At 40.2% G+C, this 17,856-nt stretch carries 14 protein-coding genes; 10 read left to right on the forward strand and 4 right to left on the reverse strand.

Features of this window, described 5'->3' with window-relative positions:
• Positions 1-571: 571 nt before the first annotated feature.
• Positions 572-1,057, forward strand: a complete 486-nt coding sequence (locus AABI99_RS14510; RefSeq protein WP_076924966.1) for a hypothetical protein — start codon at positions 572-574, stop codon at positions 1,055-1,057.
• Between the two features lie 27 nt (positions 1,058-1,084).
• On the opposite strand, the gene AABI99_RS14515 is transcribed toward AABI99_RS14510, so the two are convergent.
• On the reverse strand, positions 1,085-2,290 hold the full coding sequence (locus AABI99_RS14515) for an anhydro-N-acetylmuramic acid kinase (RefSeq protein WP_338366611.1): 1,206 nt from the start codon (positions 2,288-2,290) through the stop codon (positions 1,085-1,087).
• Positions 2,291-2,437: 147 nt separating this feature from the next.
• Between AABI99_RS14515 and AABI99_RS14520 the strand changes: the two genes are divergently transcribed.
• The 4 genes from AABI99_RS14520 (at position 2,438) to AABI99_RS14535 (ending at position 6,651) form a co-directional block, all read left to right on the forward strand.
• The gene (locus AABI99_RS14520) at positions 2,438-2,926 is read left to right on the forward strand and encodes a GNAT family protein (RefSeq protein ID WP_338366614.1); all 489 of its coding nucleotides are present in this window, start codon (positions 2,438-2,440) and stop codon (positions 2,924-2,926) included.
• A 177-nt stretch (positions 2,927-3,103) separates the two neighbouring features.
• Complete coding sequence (locus AABI99_RS14525; protein WP_338366615.1) at positions 3,104-4,132, forward strand: NADP-dependent oxidoreductase; 1,029 nt, start codon at positions 3,104-3,106, stop codon at positions 4,130-4,132.
• A gap of 48 nt (positions 4,133-4,180) precedes the next feature.
• Positions 4,181-4,798: a glutathione S-transferase gene (locus tag AABI99_RS14530; RefSeq protein WP_055020174.1), complete on the forward strand. Its 618-nt coding sequence runs from the start codon at positions 4,181-4,183 to the stop codon at positions 4,796-4,798.
• Between the two features lie 230 nt (positions 4,799-5,028).
• Positions 5,029-6,651 carry a methyl-accepting chemotaxis protein gene (locus AABI99_RS14535; protein WP_338366619.1) on the forward strand — a complete coding sequence of 541 codons (1,623 nt, stop codon included), beginning with the start codon at positions 5,029-5,031 and terminating at the stop codon, positions 6,649-6,651.
• Between the two features lie 58 nt (positions 6,652-6,709).
• On the opposite strand, the gene AABI99_RS14540 is transcribed toward AABI99_RS14535, so the two are convergent.
• From AABI99_RS14540 to AABI99_RS14550, 3 genes are all read right to left on the reverse strand, one after another.
• Entirely contained in the window at positions 6,710-7,018 is a 309-nt protein-coding gene (locus tag AABI99_RS14540) for a YkgJ family cysteine cluster protein (RefSeq protein WP_338366620.1), read from the reverse strand.
• A 60-nt stretch (positions 7,019-7,078) separates the two neighbouring features.
• The gene (locus tag AABI99_RS14545) at positions 7,079-9,007 is read right to left on the reverse strand and encodes a RecQ family ATP-dependent DNA helicase (protein ID WP_338366621.1); all 1,929 of its coding nucleotides are present in this window, start codon (positions 9,005-9,007) and stop codon (positions 7,079-7,081) included.
• A 105-nt stretch (positions 9,008-9,112) separates the two neighbouring features.
• Complete coding sequence (locus AABI99_RS14550; RefSeq protein ID WP_338366622.1) at positions 9,113-10,579, reverse strand: PLP-dependent aminotransferase family protein; 1,467 nt, start codon at positions 10,577-10,579, stop codon at positions 9,113-9,115.
• Between the two features lie 108 nt (positions 10,580-10,687).
• On the opposite strand from AABI99_RS14550, the gene AABI99_RS14555 reads away from it, so the two are divergent.
• From AABI99_RS14555 to AABI99_RS14575, 5 genes are all read left to right on the forward strand, one after another.
• The gene (locus AABI99_RS14555; RefSeq protein ID WP_338366623.1) at positions 10,688-11,464 is read left to right on the forward strand and encodes an aldolase; all 777 of its coding nucleotides are present in this window, start codon (positions 10,688-10,690) and stop codon (positions 11,462-11,464) included.
• 10 nt (positions 11,465-11,474) lie between these two features.
• Complete coding sequence (locus AABI99_RS14560) at positions 11,475-12,362, forward strand: dihydrodipicolinate synthase family protein (RefSeq protein ID WP_338366625.1); 888 nt, start codon at positions 11,475-11,477, stop codon at positions 12,360-12,362.
• A 307-nt stretch (positions 12,363-12,669) separates the two neighbouring features.
• The gene (locus tag AABI99_RS14565; protein WP_338366626.1) at positions 12,670-13,974 is read left to right on the forward strand and encodes an NAD(P)/FAD-dependent oxidoreductase; all 1,305 of its coding nucleotides are present in this window, start codon (positions 12,670-12,672) and stop codon (positions 13,972-13,974) included.
• 136 nt (positions 13,975-14,110) lie between these two features.
• Positions 14,111-16,201, forward strand: a complete 2,091-nt coding sequence (locus tag AABI99_RS14570; protein ID WP_338366628.1) for a cupric reductase — start codon at positions 14,111-14,113, stop codon at positions 16,199-16,201.
• A gap of 112 nt (positions 16,202-16,313) precedes the next feature.
• Positions 16,314-17,813 (forward strand): DUF2235 domain-containing protein, encoded by a 1,500-nt coding sequence (locus tag AABI99_RS14575; RefSeq protein ID WP_338366630.1) that lies wholly within the window; start codon positions 16,314-16,316, stop codon positions 17,811-17,813.
• The last annotated feature ends 43 nt before the right edge of the window (positions 17,814-17,856 follow it).

Consider the following 17,856-nt stretch of genomic DNA (forward strand, 5'->3'; position numbering starts at 1 on the left):
GAGCAACTAAGCAGGTTAACTCTTTGATTTTATGCAGCAAGCAAGGCTGCTAACTTGTTCGCACTATTTCATTTATCGACACATCTGAATTCAGCACACCAATAAATCGTAAAATACCCATCTTGCACGATAGACAAGGCCAATGCGGTATCAATGACTTTGTTTCTGGCTTTGTCTGCATTGGTTTGCATTTATGTGTTGATTGGGCCTTTATTAACGCTAACTTTCGCTTGCGACATGCATTAGCTAGTTTGCTTTTTATACTGCAAAAATCAATACGTTCTAGTTTAAGCCTAAAACCAAATTCTATTCCCTATGAAGAGAAGTCTATGAGAAAAACCCAAATAAGGAACAACAACAACACCACTACAGGCCTTACCACATATAGCTCTTCATTCCAGATGTGTGACAAACCATTCCAAAACTGAATGAGAAAGAACAAATATAGCGATCTTTTTTGATCTAAAAACTGCGATTATCCGCTTAAGTGCAATTTGTCATAAAACTGCAATTAAAATAGGTGATAATTTAAACTCGAACTGTATTTTTTATAATCTAGAAGTTGAAGTAAATGAGCACACCAATGACGCAACTCACATTTGCGTTACAATCGTTTGAAGATCCTCTCTCTGCGGCGATGGGCCACACAATGGAATACGAGCAGTTAACCTTGCAAGCCAGTGCTATGCATGAAATAACGCTGCAATGCGTATTGCCTGACGACGCCCACGAAAACGATATTATTTCGCTTAGCGCAACGTATCCCAGTGCCCGTGATGCGCAATACTTTACTGAAAAAGCACTCACTAACGCCGATTTAGAGCGTGGTTATGTGTATTTAACATTAAGTAAAATTACCCAAAGCCACTGCTTGGTAATGCAATTAATGCTGCATGGCTTAAATGCCACTTTAAAAAATAGTTTGCAGTTTGATATGCAAGTAAATGCGTTTGAGGCTGGTTATAAAAATCAGCAAGCCCTTAAAAGCCAAACTAAGCCACACGGCGTTAAAAAATACTTTCGTAATATGAGCTCAAGTTTATTTTCGTTTTTTTAATGTGTTGGTATACAAATTTATAAAAGCTTAATCAGCAAAACTCACTTTACCCATAGTCACCCCAACAATACCCTGCGCAGTGTTATTTAGGTGTTGTTGCTCACCGGCCAGGCATTCGTTGGCTAAAATAGCAAATAATACAGCCTCTTTTGCATCGGGGTGTATGCCTAAATCGTCGGTATTTTTAAACGCTTTTATACTTGGGCACAGCGCATTAAGGTGCGCCATTAATAACGGGTTATGAATACCGCCACCACTTGCATACACCACACACTCTTTAGCACTTTGCGCGCATTCATTTAACGCATTTGCAATTACCCTTGCGCTAAACATATTTAAAGTAGCCATTACATCTTCATGGCTTAAGTGCTGTGTATTTGTTTGCAGCTGAGCGGCATGTAAATACGCTAAATTAAATACCTCTGGCCCCGTTGTTTTAGGCAGCGCAAGCTTAAAAAACGCGTTGCTACACAATGCATTTAATAAGGCTGTATTTACTTTGCCGGCTTTGGCTATTTTTGCGCCATCATCAAAGTGCATGCCTTTAAAATGCTGCTGTACGTACGCATCCATAATGGTGTTACCTGGGCCAATGTCGCTACTAAACACGCTATTTGCATCACCGCTTTTAGGTAAAAATGTTAAATTAGCAATACCACCCATGTTGAGTAAAATGCGGTTCTCATTGGGATTTGCAAAAAATAAGTAATCGCCATATACCGCAAGCGGTGCACCTTCTCCTCCTGCGGCTATGTGTTTTTGCCTAAAATCGCCAATTGTTGTAATACCGGTGGTAACGGCTATTTGATCGCTGTCGCCAATTTGTAATGTGCCATTAGTAAAGCTTTTATGATTATGTTGCGACTGTGGGCAGTGGTAAATTGTTTGCCCGTGACTGGCTATTACATCAATACTTGCCGGATTCACCTGCCAAGTATGTAAGCACTGATTAACCATATCGCCATGGAGTTTACCCACCCACGGATGCAGTAAAGTAACAAGTTCTAAATTGCACTCTCGTTTGGCAAATACCTGCTTTATTTTCGTTTTATACTCGTTGTTATACTCAACGGTGGTAAAATTTAAAACTTCAATCTGTGTATTTATACCTGCGCCCGTTACTTTACACAGTGCTACATCGAGCCCATCTAACGAGGTACCACTCATTAAACCTATAATTAAACGGCTTGGTTTTTGGGCACTATTATAAAGGGCGGCTATGTGTGGGTGCATAAAGGTATCTTAAACAGGTATCATATTTTGCTTATATTAAAGTACTTTAAAACAAAGTTATAGGCGTAAACGGTTAATCTTTGTGATTGTGCAATCTCTAAATGCTTGCTAAGTTGACCCGTAGGCAACACACACTTAATTAAAACAATGATCACCCTAAGAGACTTTAAACCAAAGGACGCGCCACACATTATTAAAACCTTAAACGATGAACAGGTTACGCGTTTTCTATCCTCTAAAATTCCGTTTCCGTATACGCAGGCCGATGCGGATTGGTGGATAAACCAAGGCGCTAAAAACGGCATTATTAAGGCCATTGTTGTAAATGAGCAATTTGCAGGGTGCATTGGCATAACGCCTGGAGAATTTGAATATAGCCGCAGTGGCGAAATAGGTTATTGGCTTAATAGCCACTTTTGGGGGCAAGGAGTTATGAGCCAAGCTATTTCGCAAATCTGCGACGACGCATTTAAAAGCTCAAACCTAAACCGTATTTTTGGCGCTGTGTTTGCTGGCAACACAGGCTCTATAAAGGCACTGACTAAATGCGGCTTTGAAGCCGAGGCCATACTAAAACAAGCTATTTATAAAGACGGTGTATTTTACGATAGCCATATTTTTAGCAAGCTAAAATAAACTATTTAGAATAAATACTCTGTAAAGGTTGAATTAACAGCCCTCCGCCCAAAACTCCTGTTATAAGGTACAAATTTGTACATACATATACTACTTAGCGCGCATTATTGTTTATGCCAATCAGGTTATTAAACGCATAAACATTCGTTAAGTGGGTTAACCCAAAAGGAGATTTTTATGTCTACGACTAGTCGTCAACTTACTTTAGCATCACGCCCACATGGCGCCCCAACCGATGAAAACTTTGAACTTAAAACAGTAGATTTACCAGCGCTTGAAGATGGCGAAGTACTATTACGTACTATATACCTTTCACTTGACCCTTATATGCGTGGCCGCATGAGTGATGCAAAGTCGTATGCCGATCCGGTCAATGTGGGCGATGTAATGGTAGGCGCTACCGTGTGCCAAGTAGAAGAGTCTAAAAACGATAAATTTAGCGAAGGTGAATGGGTACTTGCCTACACCGGTTGGCAAGATTACGCCATTACTAACGGCGAAGGCCTTATGCAATTAGGTAAAGAGCCAGAGAACCCTTCGTACGCACTGGGTATTATGGGTATGCCTGGCTTTACGGCTTACATGGGCTTACTTGATATTGGCGCACCTAAAGAAGGCGAAACCGTTGTAGTAGCCGCCGCTACAGGGCCGGTTGGTGCAACCGTTGGGCAAATAGCTAAAATTAAAGGCTGTAAAGTGGTAGGTGTTGCTGGTGGCAGCGAAAAATGTAGCCACGCAGTTGAAAAGTTAGGCTTCGATGCCTGTATTGATCACAAAGCCGACGACTTTGCAGAGCAGCTAGAAAAAGCCTGTGATAACGGCATAGATGTTTATTACGAAAATGTGGGCGGCAAAGTGTTTGATGCCGTATTACCCCTACTTAATACCGCAGCACGTGTACCGCTGTGTGGTTTAGTATCGCAGTATAACGCAACAAGCTTACCAGATGGGCCTGATCGTATGGGTATGCTAATGGGGCAATTACTTACTAAACGTATTAAAATGCAAGGCTTTATAATTTTTGACGATTACGGCCATCGCTACGACGAATTTGCACAAGACATGCAAAAATGGCTTAAAGAAGGCAAAGTACAATACCGCGAGCACATGGTAGAAGGTATTGAGAACACTGTAAGCGCATTTAACGATATGCTTAGCGGTAAAAACTTTGGTAAAACCGTGGTTAAAATTAACGAGCCTCTTTAAATTTTACAAAGCGTTACTGCACATGCAGTAACGCCAGCAAGGACTGACATGATTAAACTACACCATTTAAATAAATCGCGTTCAAAACGTATTATTTGGCTTTTAGAAGAGCTAGATGTTGATTACGAAATTGTTGCCTACCAGCGCAATACAGAAACTTTTTTAGCTCCTGATGAGTTAAAAAAAGTACACCAATTAGGTAAATCACCAGTAATTGAAGACGATGGCCTAATTGTTACCGAATCTGGCGCTATTACCGATTACTTAATTACAAAGTATGGTAACGGAAAATTTGCGCCAAAGGCGGGCACTGCTGAATATGTAGATTACCAACAATGGTTACACTTTGCCGAAAGCTCAGCTATTTTACCGCTGTTACTTAAAATGTTTGTTTTAAAAGATGGCGCTAAAACAACCTTTTTAGAAAATTACGCCGATGCAGAAACCGTAAAAGTAATTAGCTACTTTAACGACCGACTGCAAGGTAAACGCTACTTAGTAGGCGACACCCTAACTGGTGCCGATATTATGATGTCGTTTATTGTAGAAATAGTTAAAAACTCAGGCCAGCTTGCGCACTTTAAACACCTTGTAAAGTATGACGAGCAATTACAAAGCCACGAGAAGTTTCATACGGCTAATGAGTTAGAAGCTAAATACGATTAATTAGCTTAAGTACTAAACACAGATAAACCAAAGGGGCTTTTTAGGCCTCTTTTTTATTGCATCTATTTTAATTCCTCCTCCCAACACACGCCTTTTGATAAAGTTTGTAAAGTAAATTTACAATTACCGGTCTATTATTGCTCCAATATGCATTTTTTTGATGCATAATATTCTTATTATTACAAATACCTCATTAATCACCCTGGTTAGTGTTAAATTGGAAAATAACTATGACCATAAACATGCGCTTAGTAACGGGCTTTGGCATTATTTTAGCGATGATGCTTATTTTAACTGTCATTGGTATATCGCGGGTAAGCCTTATCAATAGCAACATAACGCATATGACCGACGTAAATTCGGTAAAGCAGCGCTACGCGATTAACTTTAGAGGTAGCGTACACGACCGCGCTATAGCCCTCAGAGATGTAGTGTTAGTAACCGAGCAAAGCACATTAAATACCGTACTTAACGATATACAAGCGCTCGATGCATTTTATCAAACCTCAAGCCGCGCTATGCGTGCTTTAGTGAGTGAAATGAGCAGCGAAGAGCGCGCGTTAATAACTAAAATTAACCAAATAGAGCAGCAAACACAGCCGTATATTAAAGCGGTTATTAATGCTAAAAATAACGGAAACCAAAACGAAGCGTCGCGTATTTTGTTAACCGACGCCCGCCCTGCATTTACGCTTTGGTTAAACACCATAAACCAGTTTATAGATTTACAAGAGCAAGCAAATCAGGCCACAACCGTTGAAACCCGCGAAGTAGCTAGCTCTTTTGAAGTATGGATGATTGCGCTTACTGCGCTCGCTATTTTAATTGGCGCAAGCGTAGCGTACGTAATTAGTTTGCGTATACGAGACTCAGTAGGTGGTGAGCCACAAGAGGCCGCTAAAGTAATAGCGCTAATCTCACAAGGCGACTTAACTGCACATGTAGATTCGTGCTGCCCAAATAGTATGATGGCCTCCGTAGCCATTATGCAAAGTAAATTAAAAACTATTGTAGATAGCATTATTAATTCATCTGATGAGCTCTCTACTCACTCAGCAAGTGTTGCCTCTGGCTCACAGCAAGCACTTAGCGCAGCTGATGCACAGGTTACCTATACAAACTCTGCAGTAAGTAGCTTAGAAGACATGAGCCGTAGTATAAACGCAGTTGCAGGCTCGGTTAAACAAACTGAAGATAACTCAAAAGTAACCGCGCAATTGTCGCAGCAAGGCAGTATTGCAGTGCAAAAGGTGGCAGCCGAAATTGAGCAAATTTCAGTAACGGTTAAAGCCACAGTAAATCAAGTTAATGTGCTGCAAGAACATGTAAAACACATTGGCGATATTTTAAGTGTGATCCGCAGTATTTCAGATCAAACCAATTTATTAGCACTTAATGCAGCAATCGAAGCAGCAAGAGCGGGCGAATCTGGCCGAGGTTTTGCTGTTGTAGCCGACGAAGTAAGGCAGCTTGCGCAGCGTACAGGCGATGCCACCGGCGATATTGAAAAAATGATTTTACAAGTGCAAGAAAACACGCAAGCGTCAGTAACAGCAATGGAAACCACCGTACCACAGGTAGAAAACGGCTTAACCCTAACCCAAGAGGCAAATGAGCTGCTTAACCAAATACAACAACAAGCTAACGACTCATTAAGTAACGTGCTTGAGATTGTAGAAGCCACAACAAACCAAGTAGCAACCGTTGCACAAATTAGTTCAGGCGTTGAAGAAATTGCTAATATGTCGCAAGAAACCAGCCAGTCATTAAACAACAATGCGCAAAAAGCCGTTGCATTAGCCGACCTTTCAACAACATTAAAACAATATATTAGTTACTTTAAAGTGAAGTAATTTTATAACGCAAATAACAAAGGGGCTTTAAAGCCCCTTTGTTGTATGTGTATATTTATTAAATACCCGCTATTTCGCGCTCAGTAATACACTCGTTTGAGGCCATTTCGAACTCGCGGCACGTAAGTGGACGGTTTTCGTAAATAGTACACATTAACGTGTTACGATCCAGTGCTTGGCACCAGCCGTCGTCACCTCGTTTCATTACTTCGCTGCCCCACTTATCATAATCAATGTACTGAAAAGGCACGCCGGTGTCGGTCACTATGCGCACTTCTAGTTGGCAGCAGCAGGCCTGGCAATTAGCGCAGGTTACAGGCTCAGGTGATGAGGAAATAGTTTTACTTGGAATAACAGTGTTAGGCATAGTGACTTACTTTTTTGAATAAGCCACTAGGATACAGTAACTCATACCAATTGCTATAAATTAGCGCGCTAGTAGTTTTGCTTTTATATCGCTGTAGCGCATCTGCTCGCAAAGCGCAAAGCCGCTCAGTTGGCGTACTTTGTTACGTGCAAATAATGGCACGCTCATGCCCGCTAAAAAGCGACACTGGGTTTCAATACCTACACTATGAATACCTTTTGTTGCCATGTGCGCTAAAAACTCATCCACTTTTTGATAAATAACGTCATCGGCAATGTGAGCAGGCTCTATTGAATACTCAAGCTTTACCGCATTACCACGGCATACACTGCAATGCCCGCATTGCGCAGGGGCATTATTATCATCAAAATAACGCGCTAAGTTATAACTTAAGCAACTTTGTAGCTCAAAAAAGCGTACCAATGCAGCTATACGTTTAATCTCGGCTTGTTCTTTTTCACTAAAATAGCTGTGTAATTGCTTTGCAAGCTCAGGGTTATTTATCACCTCACTATGCACTTTGTACACTTGGGTAATACGTTTGGTTTCAAGGGTTATTAGGTTTTTTTCGGCTAGGTAGTCAAGTGCGGCCACCACGCGTTTACGGTCAACCTGCGCGGCTTGGGTAAGGGTGTCAAAATTAAGCGTGCCCCATATTTTTTTAAAGTCGGTATGGCTAAATATTTGCGTTAAAAAGGCTTGGCGCTGCTCGTCAAACTGGCTAAGTAGCTCGTTTTTATCAACCAAAAACTTGTATTTAAAATCGGCATAATAGGCGTACTGCGGCGTTATTGCACCTTGCATTTCGAGTTGTACCAGCAAGGTTTTAAGTGCCAATTGCCTAATATTACTTTCGCTCGATAAGCTGTATTCTTGCATTTCCCATTGCTGCGGCTGGGCTTTAATATCGTTAATTACGTATTCAATGCCACTCAGCTCTGGGGTGTCGCCATACACAAAGTTTTCTACTGTGTTTAGGCCATCTAAATTAGCCAGGGTAAAGCAGTTTGATGGGTTGCCATCGCGCCCAGCGCGGCCAATTTCTTGGCTGTAGTTTTCAATTGATTTTGGTAAATCGTAATGTATAACAAAGCGGATATCTGATTTATCAACGCCCATACCAAAGGCTATAGTTGCTACTACTACATTAATTTTACCCGCCATAAAATCATCTTGAATTTGCCAACGTAGTGTATCTTCAAGCCCTGCATGATATGCAACCGCCTGTATACCTTGCGCACTTAGCGTATTAGCCACTTGCTCAGCACTTTGCTGAAGCGTTACATACACAATGCCTGGGCCGTTTTGCGCACGCACTATGTTAGTAAGCTCAGTGTTTTTATCAGCCGTTTTTACACTTAGCACGCTTAAATCAAGGTTAGCGCGGTAAAAGCCCGTTTGTACAATGCACTCTGGGTCAATATTAAAACGCTCGCTCATGTCCCGTTTTACTTTTTTTGTTGCTGTGGCGGTGAGCAATAATACCAGTGGAATATTTAGCTCTTCGCGGTAACGCGGTAGTTTAAGGTAGTCGGGTCTAAAGTTATGGCCCCATTCAGATATACAGTGCGCCTCATCTACCACCAGCATAGACAGCGCAACTTGGCTTATAAACTCTCTAAAACGCTCGTTTTTAAAGCGCTCAACCGACACCATTAATACTTTAACTTTACCATTTCGCACATCGTTCATTACCGTGCTGCTTTGCATTTGATCTTGGCTAGAATCAAGGCTTGCCGCGTAAATACCTTTGCTATTTAAAAAGCTAATTTGATCTTTCATCAATGCAAGTAAAGGCGATACTACCAAAGTTAAGTTAGGTAAATGCATAGCCGTTAGCTGATAACACAACGACTTACCCGACCCCGTAGGAAATATAGCCAGTGACGATTGCCCGTTTAATAGTTGCTCAATAGTTTGCTGCTGTCCTGCCCTAAATTGGCTAAAACCAAAATGCTGCATAAGTGATGTAATTAATGGCGTGGTCATAAATATCCTTTTTAGTATTACAGCGGCTAATAAAATGGGTTTAAGCGATTATAACTTATATTCAGTAATACTTTTTATGTAAAAATAATATAAAAACTTAGTGCATTATTTTTCATCAACTAGAGTCGTGTAAAGTGATTGAATCGAATGAGTAATTTCCGATTTATCTATCGATCCAAAGCCAAAGCGGATATGAGTTGGTGTTTGCTGAGCGTTATTAAAAAAAGTACTCAAAATCGAATCGTTACTCTTAAAATTGGATAAGTCTTTTCCTTTTGTCATTTTAGATATATCAACCCAAATAGCCAACCCACCGGTAGGTATATCAAACGATACCTTGCTACCAAAAATACGCGAAAATTCATTGACGGTATGATCCCTTCTTTGCTTATATTCCCGCCTTACTTTTCTTATATGCCTTTTAACTTCGCCTGTCTCCATTAAGTTAGATACAACATGCTCTGTGATTGTATTTCCTTGCCTATCTATAAGTACTATCTCTTGTGCTGCGCGCTGAACCAACTCGGTACTACAAACGATGTAACCAAGCCTTAATCCAGGAGCAAATACTTTAGACATAGATCCTATGTGAACAACATTTTCGGAATTTGGTAAACTTGCTAACGGAGGTATGGGGTTTGTCTCGTAATGAAATTCGTGGTCATAGTCATCTTCTATTATGGTTAAATGGTGACACTTTGAAAGGCGAAGGAGAGCCAACCTTCGTTCCATTGGTAAACATACTGTGGTTGGGTATTGATGGTGAGGTGTAACATATATGCCAGCCACTTTATTATCACGAATTAACTTTTGTAAGTGTTCGATATTAAGTCCGTCTTTATCTAACTTACACTTCAATACTTTAAAGCCATTTGCTTCAAAAGTAGCTTGAGCAGGTGCATAGCACAGCTCTTCCATAACAATGGCGCCATTTGTTGGATCGAGCACCCTTGAAGCTAAATAAATACCCATTTGGCTTCCTCTAACAATGCATATCTCTTGCTCTGAGCAGTTTATATAGCGATCACTTGAAATCATTTTTTGTAATGACATTCTTAGCTCTAATGCCCCCCTAGGATCTCCATAACCAAGCTTTGAGCGTCGGCTTAAATTTACACATATGCGCCTATATGTTCTGGCTAATAACTCATAAGGAATTAATCGCGCATCAGGAGTACCATCATTAGTTGTTGTTATACAGCTTGCCTGCGCTAAAGCCTCAATATATAGCTCTTCTGTTAAATCAGAAGGGGCTTTAGTTTTTACAGTGCTACTAACTAATTTACTATCTGCGTCTGACAAAGTTTGTTCAGGTAAAGATTCAGCCACAAAGGTTCCACGCCTAACTTTGCTTTTTAACCACCCCTGCACTTCTAACTCTTCATACACATACTGTACTGTTTTTCGATTTATATTTAGCTGTTTAGCTAAAGTACGGGTACCAGGTAACATACTCCCAGGTAGTAATCGCCCTCTTTTTATATCACTTATCAAGCAATTCAATAACTTAGAGTGAAGTGTTTTTGCATTATTGCCTTCAAACGAAAATTTAATATCCCAAGGTCTTAACATACGCCCTCACATCTGGCCCTATATAAATAACATATCTGGTTCTTATTATTAACCCAGCCTAACGCTACCTTTACGTTAATGTCAAAACACAACCACAGGAGAAGTTAGGTGAAAACAGCAAATGCAACTAAACACGCACTCATGCAAATAGCCAAGAAAAACATGAATACCCTTATAGAAGACAGCCAATTTACAGATAGGCAAAAACTGGCTTTAACATGCAGAATTTTATTCGATAAAGGCCATGACTCAGGGTTAGCCGGTCAAATTACCAGCCGTTTACCTATAAGCCAAACATTCTTAACCCAGCGGTTTGGGCTTGGGTTTGACGAAATTACCGCTGAGAATTTAATAGAAGTTGATCACGACCTGAAGCCTTTAGAGCCTAATGCAATGGCAAATCCGGCAAATCGTTTTCATACTTGGATATACAAAGAGCACCCTGAGGTAAATTGTATAATCCATACACATCCAACGCATATAGCGGCGCTCTCAATGCTGGAAGTGCCGTTGGCAATTTCTCAAATGGATACCTGTGGACTATACAACGACTGTTCATTTGTTGACCACTGGCCAGGTGTCCCTGTTGGTAACGAAGAAGGTGTACTCATCTCAAAAGCATTGGGTAAAAACAGAGCGTTATTCTTAGCTCATCATGGCCAACTAGTCATAGGAAAAACAATTGAAGAGGCGTGTAACCTTGCCATTTTAATTGAGCGAGCCGCAAAACTACAATTACTTGCTATGGCTGCCGGAACAATTAAACCACTCCCCGAGAATTTAGCACAAGAAGCCCATGATTGGGTCTCAACAGAAAAACGTAACCAAGTGAATTTTGCGTATTACGCACGACAAGCTTTAAAACACCATAACGACTGCATTTAGGAGTATTAAAATGAATTTATCAGGGATCATAGGTTATCCAATCACACCATTTCATGATAATGGTCAAGGAATAAACTTTAATAAGTTAAAAACTATTTTAGATACTTTGCTAGAGGCTGAAGTAGATGCCATTGCAGCTTTAGGTAGCGCTGGCGAAGCGGCCTATTTAAGTCAAAGTGAGTGGGAAAACGTTGCAAACTACACAGTTAAGTATATTGCAGGCAGAGTGCCTGTAGTTATAGGTATTGCAGAACTAACAACAGAACAAGCATTAAAGCGTGCTAAATACGCACATGATATCGGCGCAAATGCAATCATGCTATCACCCTTTTCTTACTACCCTCTTAACGAAGATGAAATATTCACACATTTTAAACGTGTGTCTGATGAAACACCACTCCCCATTATGATTTACAACAACCCTGCTACATGCAAGGTTGATATGTCACCAGAGTTTATGCTGCATATGGTTGAAAGTATTCCTCATGCAACTATGATCAAAGAGAGTACAGGTGACATACAACGCATGCACAAGATTTACGAATTATCTAACGGCACAGTGCCATTTTTTAATGGCTGTAATCACCTAGCGCTTGATGCGTTAGTAGCAGGGGCTGCTGGCTGGTGTACCGCAGCACCATGTTTAATCGCTAATAAACCAAAGCAATTATACGAAGCTGTAAAAGCTAATGACAATAACAAAGCAAGAGCTCTATTTTATCAGCAATATAACTTTTTAGAATTTATTGTTAAATCAGGGCTTGCTGCCGCAATAAAATCTGGATACGCCTTACAAGGATTTGATGTTGGCGAACCACGAAAACCTCTATTGCCGTTAAACGAAGAAGCGCAAGCGAAGCTAAAAGGGATGTTACTCAATCTCACAATCATTAATTAATTACCAGGTAAGTACTTAATTAATTTAAGTACTTACTAACCAACGCAGGTGTTGCCCCGCTAAAGCTGAAACATACTTCTTTTTTTAACAGCAATTTAACTTCACTGCTAAACGATAAGAAAGTGAGTGTAACTTATATGCCTTTATTCAGCATTTTTAGCTGACATATCCTTTATTTAGGCGCAAACTAATAGTGCAAAAATAAATAGTCGCGTTTGCCAAAAATAACTTTTTCTATACCCAAGTGACCTCAAAATACTAAAAATAATACAGATTATTTGGGTATATTATTTTTGAGGGCAACGTTATGAGTATTACTAAACCTAAAATCGTCGTTATTGGCGGTGGCGCAGGCGGATTAGAGCTGGCAACTCAGTTAGGGCATAAATTAGGGAAGAAAAAACAAGCAGAAATTCTACTAATAGACAAAAACCGTACCCACATATGGAAGCCGTTACTACACGAAGTAGCGACAGGCTCTATTGACCCCGATTTAGATGGCGTTGTGTATTCAGCCCATGCTGCAAAACATTATTATAATTTTCAGCTTGGTACATTTTGCGACATCGAGCAAAGCAATAAAACCATTACCCTTGCACCACATCTTGATGAACTAGGCCACACTATTTTGCCAAAGCGTAGCGTACGCTACGACCACCTTGTTATTGCCATAGGCAGTGTAAGTAACGACTTTAATACCCCAGGTATAAAAGATCATTGCTACTTTTTAGACTCAAACCAGCAAGCTGAGCGTTTTCAGCACTCACTACTCGACAGCTTCACTCGCCTGCATCAAGACGATAACCAGCAGCAATCATTAAATATTGCCATTGTGGGCGGCGGCGCAACCGGCGTTGAGCTCTCGGCAGAGCTTTACCATGTATCTGAATTACTTAAGCTTTACGGCCTGACAAATATGTCGTCTAAGCGTTTACATATCCATTTAATAGAAGCAGGGCCACGTATTTTACCCGCCCTACCCGAGCGCATTGCCGATAGCGCAAAACGCGAATTATTAAAGCTAGGTGTAAACGTACGAGAGCAAACACAGGTAAAAGAAGCCACCGAGCAAGGCTTTATAACAAAAGACGAAGAACACATAGACGCCGATATAATGGTGTGGGCTGCCGGTGTAAAAGCACCAGACTTTATTAAAGATTTAGGTATTTTTGAGCTTACCCGTAGCAACCAAATTAAGGTTAACGAGTTTTTACAAAGCACTGTAGATGAAAGCATTTTTGTACTTGGTGATTGCTGCGCCTTTACCCAAGAAGACGGAAAGCTCGTTCCACCGCGCGCACAATCGGCGCATCAAATGGCGCTATGCGTAGAAAAAAACCTTATTGCCACGTTAAAACAACAGCCATTGTGCGGCTTTAAATATAGCGACCATGGCTCGCTCGTTAACTTATCGCGCTACAGCACCGTAGGTAATTTAATGGGTAACTTAACCAGCAATACCTTTTTTATAGAAGGTAAAATTGCCCGTTTTATGTATATATCGCTGTATCGTATGCACCAGCGCGCCATACACGGCAGCGCAAAAACCTTTGCATTATGGATAAGCGAAAAAGTACTGCGTGTTGTACGCCCTAAAATGAAATTGCACTAGTACATATACACCAGCTAAATAGTCAAAAAGCTTTAATAGGTAATGTAAATTATCTTTTAAAGCTTTTTTGCTTTATGCGTATCTAAAATAGTACCATGTAGATAAATATATTTGTGAATTCAAGGGATTGACGCTAATGAAAAAAGTACTTTTTGGGATTGTAACAATCACTGCCTTGGCCGTTTATTTTTTCCAAACTCAACCTCATTTTGAAGATGTTGAACACTCTGAAAAAGTGGAACCAATCACCACTGAGCCCAGTATAGTTAATAAAAAGAAGCCAAGTGAGGACTCACCCCTACAGGTAGTTAATAAACTAAAAAAGCAAATTAGCCTGTGTAGAGATCAATCACAACAACAAAGTACTAAAATACAGACCTTGAATCAGTCGCTTGTTTCATTTTTTGTAAGTGAACTTAAAAAAGGGACGTCGGTCCCTACTATTTTAAAGTATGCAAACTTATCAGGAATTAATAGGCGTCAATACATTGCCCTTTTAAAAGACGCCATTGTTGCTGAGCAAAAGCAGCAACTTAACATTACTCACTCTTTAAACGAATTAGCTGATTGGCAAGGCATTGAGGCAATTAAAGGCTTCACCAATGATAAAGTAAAAGAAATGATTCAACAGCTTGGAGATAATAAGCATAGCCCTCCAGGACTTACTCTGAGTGTACCCCTTGATGAAAATGTACAAAAAGAAACCCTTTATGCTTTATTAAACAACACAGATACATTTACCACTTACTCTAAAACATTTATTAAACTTGAAGGCAGTGAGGTTATTTCTCCGGCTACATTATTCGTACTTAACGCAAATAAACTCTCGCTTAAAGAGTTTGAGCAAGCTATTTCATCTAACCAATTTACAGTGAATGAAGTGGCTACCGCTATAAAAAACGATATACCTAATGAGTATATTTTTGCGCTCATGAAGCAGGTGCCGGTACTGGATGCTATGCCGCTGTATGAAGACAGTTCTGTTTTATATAACTTGGCAGATATTGCCGTAAGCCAGTTTAATTTACCGCTTGTAAAAGCACTGCAAACAAAAGGGATTACGCCAACCAACGAGCCAGGTTTATTTACAGGGTTAGACGTAGCTATTGTAAACCTGCCAAAAAGCGGCAACTTAACCCTAGCCCCATTAGAGACTAAACACACTCAGCTTTTGGACTATCTTAAAAAGCGTGGTTACAAGGCACATAGCGGCAATGCGAATAACGACCTAAATAACCAAGTGGTATTTTTTATAAATGACTTTATTTACCAGCAAGGTGCCTATATTAATAATCAGGACAACCCAGCGCAATACGCTTACTTTAGCCCTATAGGTAGAATAAGCAATGCAGAGTTACCTAAAATAACAACTAACGATAATTCTGCCATAGCTACTTATTTAATAGACCTAGAACAACAAAAAAATGAGCTACAAGCGCGTAGTAACAATTGTAATGATCTACATAAAGAGTTAAAAGCCGCCGAACAGTTGGTTGATATAAGGCAAGCTTACAATCAAGTTTGGAATGCAAATGAAGAACACGGTGATAACACCCCAGCCGTTTTGCACGCAATAGACCCTGTATTAGTTAACTACTGGTTTGCTTCACAAAACAATCAGCATTCATACGGTAGAAGCCAAAGCACATTCAGCGAATTATTATCTAAAGAGCAATACCAAAAAGCGTATGAGTACAGCCTTAGTACAGTATTAACTCAAGCCGAAACGGATACGCTTTTTTCTTTATTACTGTTAAAACCTGATGATTTAATCACGCTTTGGCAAAGCCGAATTGAACCTAAGCCACCGAGTGATTTACTTCGATTGAGCAGTCTTCCACTTAGTCAATGGCAAAAACTAAAACAAGCTGGTTTTGATTTTTCGATTACCGACGTGTATGGCCGCGACGTGTACCTTCAAGCAATGTTTGCCTCAAACGATACAGTGCAATTTTTAATTGATAATAAAATACCCTCTGATACAAAAAAGTTGGGTGTAGATATACTCGATATAGCGCTAGAACAAAGCTATAACCAAGGAAGGTTAAGCAAAAACGTTCCACTAGCGCTACAACTAGTGAAGAAGTTTGAGCCAAACCACTTAGCCCGCGTAGCACGATTAAAAATGTTTTATCCTGAGGTTTATCAGCAGTTAATTCAGCTAGACCCAGCACTTAAGCCTGCCCATAACACAGAGCTAAATCATTATATGTTTGATAATCACTAAATCACCCGCCAAGCACGCTAATGCCACTTAGCGTGCTATATAGCAAAATTAATGTCTTTAATATTTAACATTCCCTGTGTAGAGTATTTAAAACAATTAAAGGATTAGGGCTATGACGGGTAAAACGCTAATTTTTAATTTTGATGGTACCGGGGGTGAGCCTCGCGATGCAGAGCAACTTAGCTCAGAGAACTTTAAAGAAGACAGTAGTATTTCTAATATTCTTAAGCTGCATTTATTATTAGGCGGCAAACTCGATGACTCCCCCACCACCCCATTTACAAACCAACTTAGTTTTTATTATCAAGGTATTGGCACTAAAGGAAGCCGCTTAAAACGTATTTTAAACCAAACTTTAGCGCCACGTGGTGACGATGTTGCCAGTATTTTAAATCAAGCTATAAGTGATTTTAAAGCGCATTACCAATTAGGCGATACCCTTTTACTTACCGGTTTTAGCCGAGGCGGTGCACTTGCCAGGCGTTTTGCAAAAATCCTAGAGCCGTTAATTAGTGATAATGTTTACGTATGTGTATTTGATACCGTGGCCTCAATTGGTTTATCAAAAGTAAGTAAAGCAACGCGCGGTGCCGAGCATGTAATATTTGAAAACCACACTATTGCGAATAATATTTCGCAGGCGCTGCACTGCGTAGCGCTTGATGAAAAACGCCGTGCGTTTGAACCTACCTTAATGAACCATCAAAATAATATTACCGAGCTTTGGTTTGCAGGGGCGCATTCTGATATTGGCGGCGGTTATTATCGCGATGGCCTGGCTGATATTTGCTTGCGCTATGCCCTTGAATGGTTAATTGAGCAACCACTTAATATATCGCTATTAACCAGCCACGATATTGACTACGAAACTTTATTGCCTGGCAGTAACTTAGTCGATCAAGATGATGTAACCGTCACACCCGACCCTCTGGCTTTAAGCCATCAGCAAAATTACTTTTGGTTTAATCCCTTTTTTAAATTGGTAGATAGGGAATGTTGTGTACTGATTAATAACGAAGCAAGCAACTTAGAACCACATATACATCAAAGCGTAGCTACACGAATTAATAAACTCACTAGTTATCGCCCAGAATCGCTTAAAAACCTGCATTACAAAATTAGGTATAACGATAACAGCACGTTAAGTTTTACTGGTTTAAGCCAGCACATTGCCCTTGAAAACCAAAACATGAGCGTATTACACGTTTCGCAAAGCCAAGATGTGATGGTGTTTGCCAGCGAGGCACATAACAATACAGGGCTTATGTTAGTTAAAGGCGCAACCTATCAGTTTGAACCCTACCCCAATCAATTTTGGTATGACGATGGCATAAAATGCCCCCCAAGTGGCTGGCATCGCGATAATGTGCAACTAGGGGTTAAAGAAATCCCCATGGCATTACTTGAACCATTTAGGCGACTTCCAAGCGCTCAGTGGTTTTCTTTGGTTGGCGCAATTAACAATAACGACGAATATTTATTTGAAATAGCCAATGGCGCTACAGTAACTATTGCTAAATCAGGTGAATTTAGCCCCTTTGCCAATGATTTAAGCCGCTTTTACGGCGCCAATGCCGGAAAAATAAAAGTAAAAGTAACCCGCATAAGTTAAATGGGGTGTAAACACGCAGCTTGATTGCGTTTAAAAGCAACGC

This window comes from uncultured Pseudoalteromonas sp., assembly GCF_963922945.1.
Classification (GTDB): Bacteria; Pseudomonadota; Gammaproteobacteria; order Enterobacterales; family Alteromonadaceae; genus Pseudoalteromonas.

What these genes read in the sequence shown, in the direction of transcription:
- AABI99_RS14510 (WP_076924966.1), top strand. Translation starts at nt 572, where the DNA reads ATGAGCACACCAATGACGCAACTCACATTTGCGTTACAATCGTTTGAA.
- AABI99_RS14530 (WP_055020174.1), top strand. Translation starts at nt 4,181, where the DNA reads ATGATTAAACTACACCATTTAAATAAATCGCGTTCAAAACGTATTATT.
- AABI99_RS14550 (WP_338366622.1), bottom strand. Translation starts at nt 10,579, where the DNA reads ATGTTAAGACCTTGGGATATTAAATTTTCGTTTGAAGGCAATAATGCA.
- AABI99_RS14545 (WP_338366621.1), bottom strand. Translation starts at nt 9,007, where the DNA reads ATGACCACGCCATTAATTACATCACTTATGCAGCATTTTGGTTTTAGC.
- AABI99_RS14540 (WP_338366620.1), bottom strand. Translation starts at nt 7,018, where the DNA reads ATGCCTAACACTGTTATTCCAAGTAAAACTATTTCCTCATCACCTGAG.
- AABI99_RS14525 (WP_338366615.1), top strand. Translation starts at nt 3,104, where the DNA reads ATGTCTACGACTAGTCGTCAACTTACTTTAGCATCACGCCCACATGGC.
- AABI99_RS14575 (WP_338366630.1), top strand. Translation starts at nt 16,314, where the DNA reads ATGACGGGTAAAACGCTAATTTTTAATTTTGATGGTACCGGGGGTGAG.
- AABI99_RS14515 (WP_338366611.1), bottom strand. Translation starts at nt 2,290, where the DNA reads ATGCACCCACACATAGCCGCCCTTTATAATAGTGCCCAAAAACCAAGC.
- AABI99_RS14535 (WP_338366619.1), top strand. Translation starts at nt 5,029, where the DNA reads ATGACCATAAACATGCGCTTAGTAACGGGCTTTGGCATTATTTTAGCG.
- AABI99_RS14570 (WP_338366628.1), top strand. Translation starts at nt 14,111, where the DNA reads ATGAAAAAAGTACTTTTTGGGATTGTAACAATCACTGCCTTGGCCGTT.
- AABI99_RS14520 (WP_338366614.1), top strand. Translation starts at nt 2,438, where the DNA reads ATGATCACCCTAAGAGACTTTAAACCAAAGGACGCGCCACACATTATT.
- AABI99_RS14565 (WP_338366626.1), top strand. Translation starts at nt 12,670, where the DNA reads ATGAGTATTACTAAACCTAAAATCGTCGTTATTGGCGGTGGCGCAGGC.
- AABI99_RS14560 (WP_338366625.1), top strand. Translation starts at nt 11,475, where the DNA reads ATGAATTTATCAGGGATCATAGGTTATCCAATCACACCATTTCATGAT.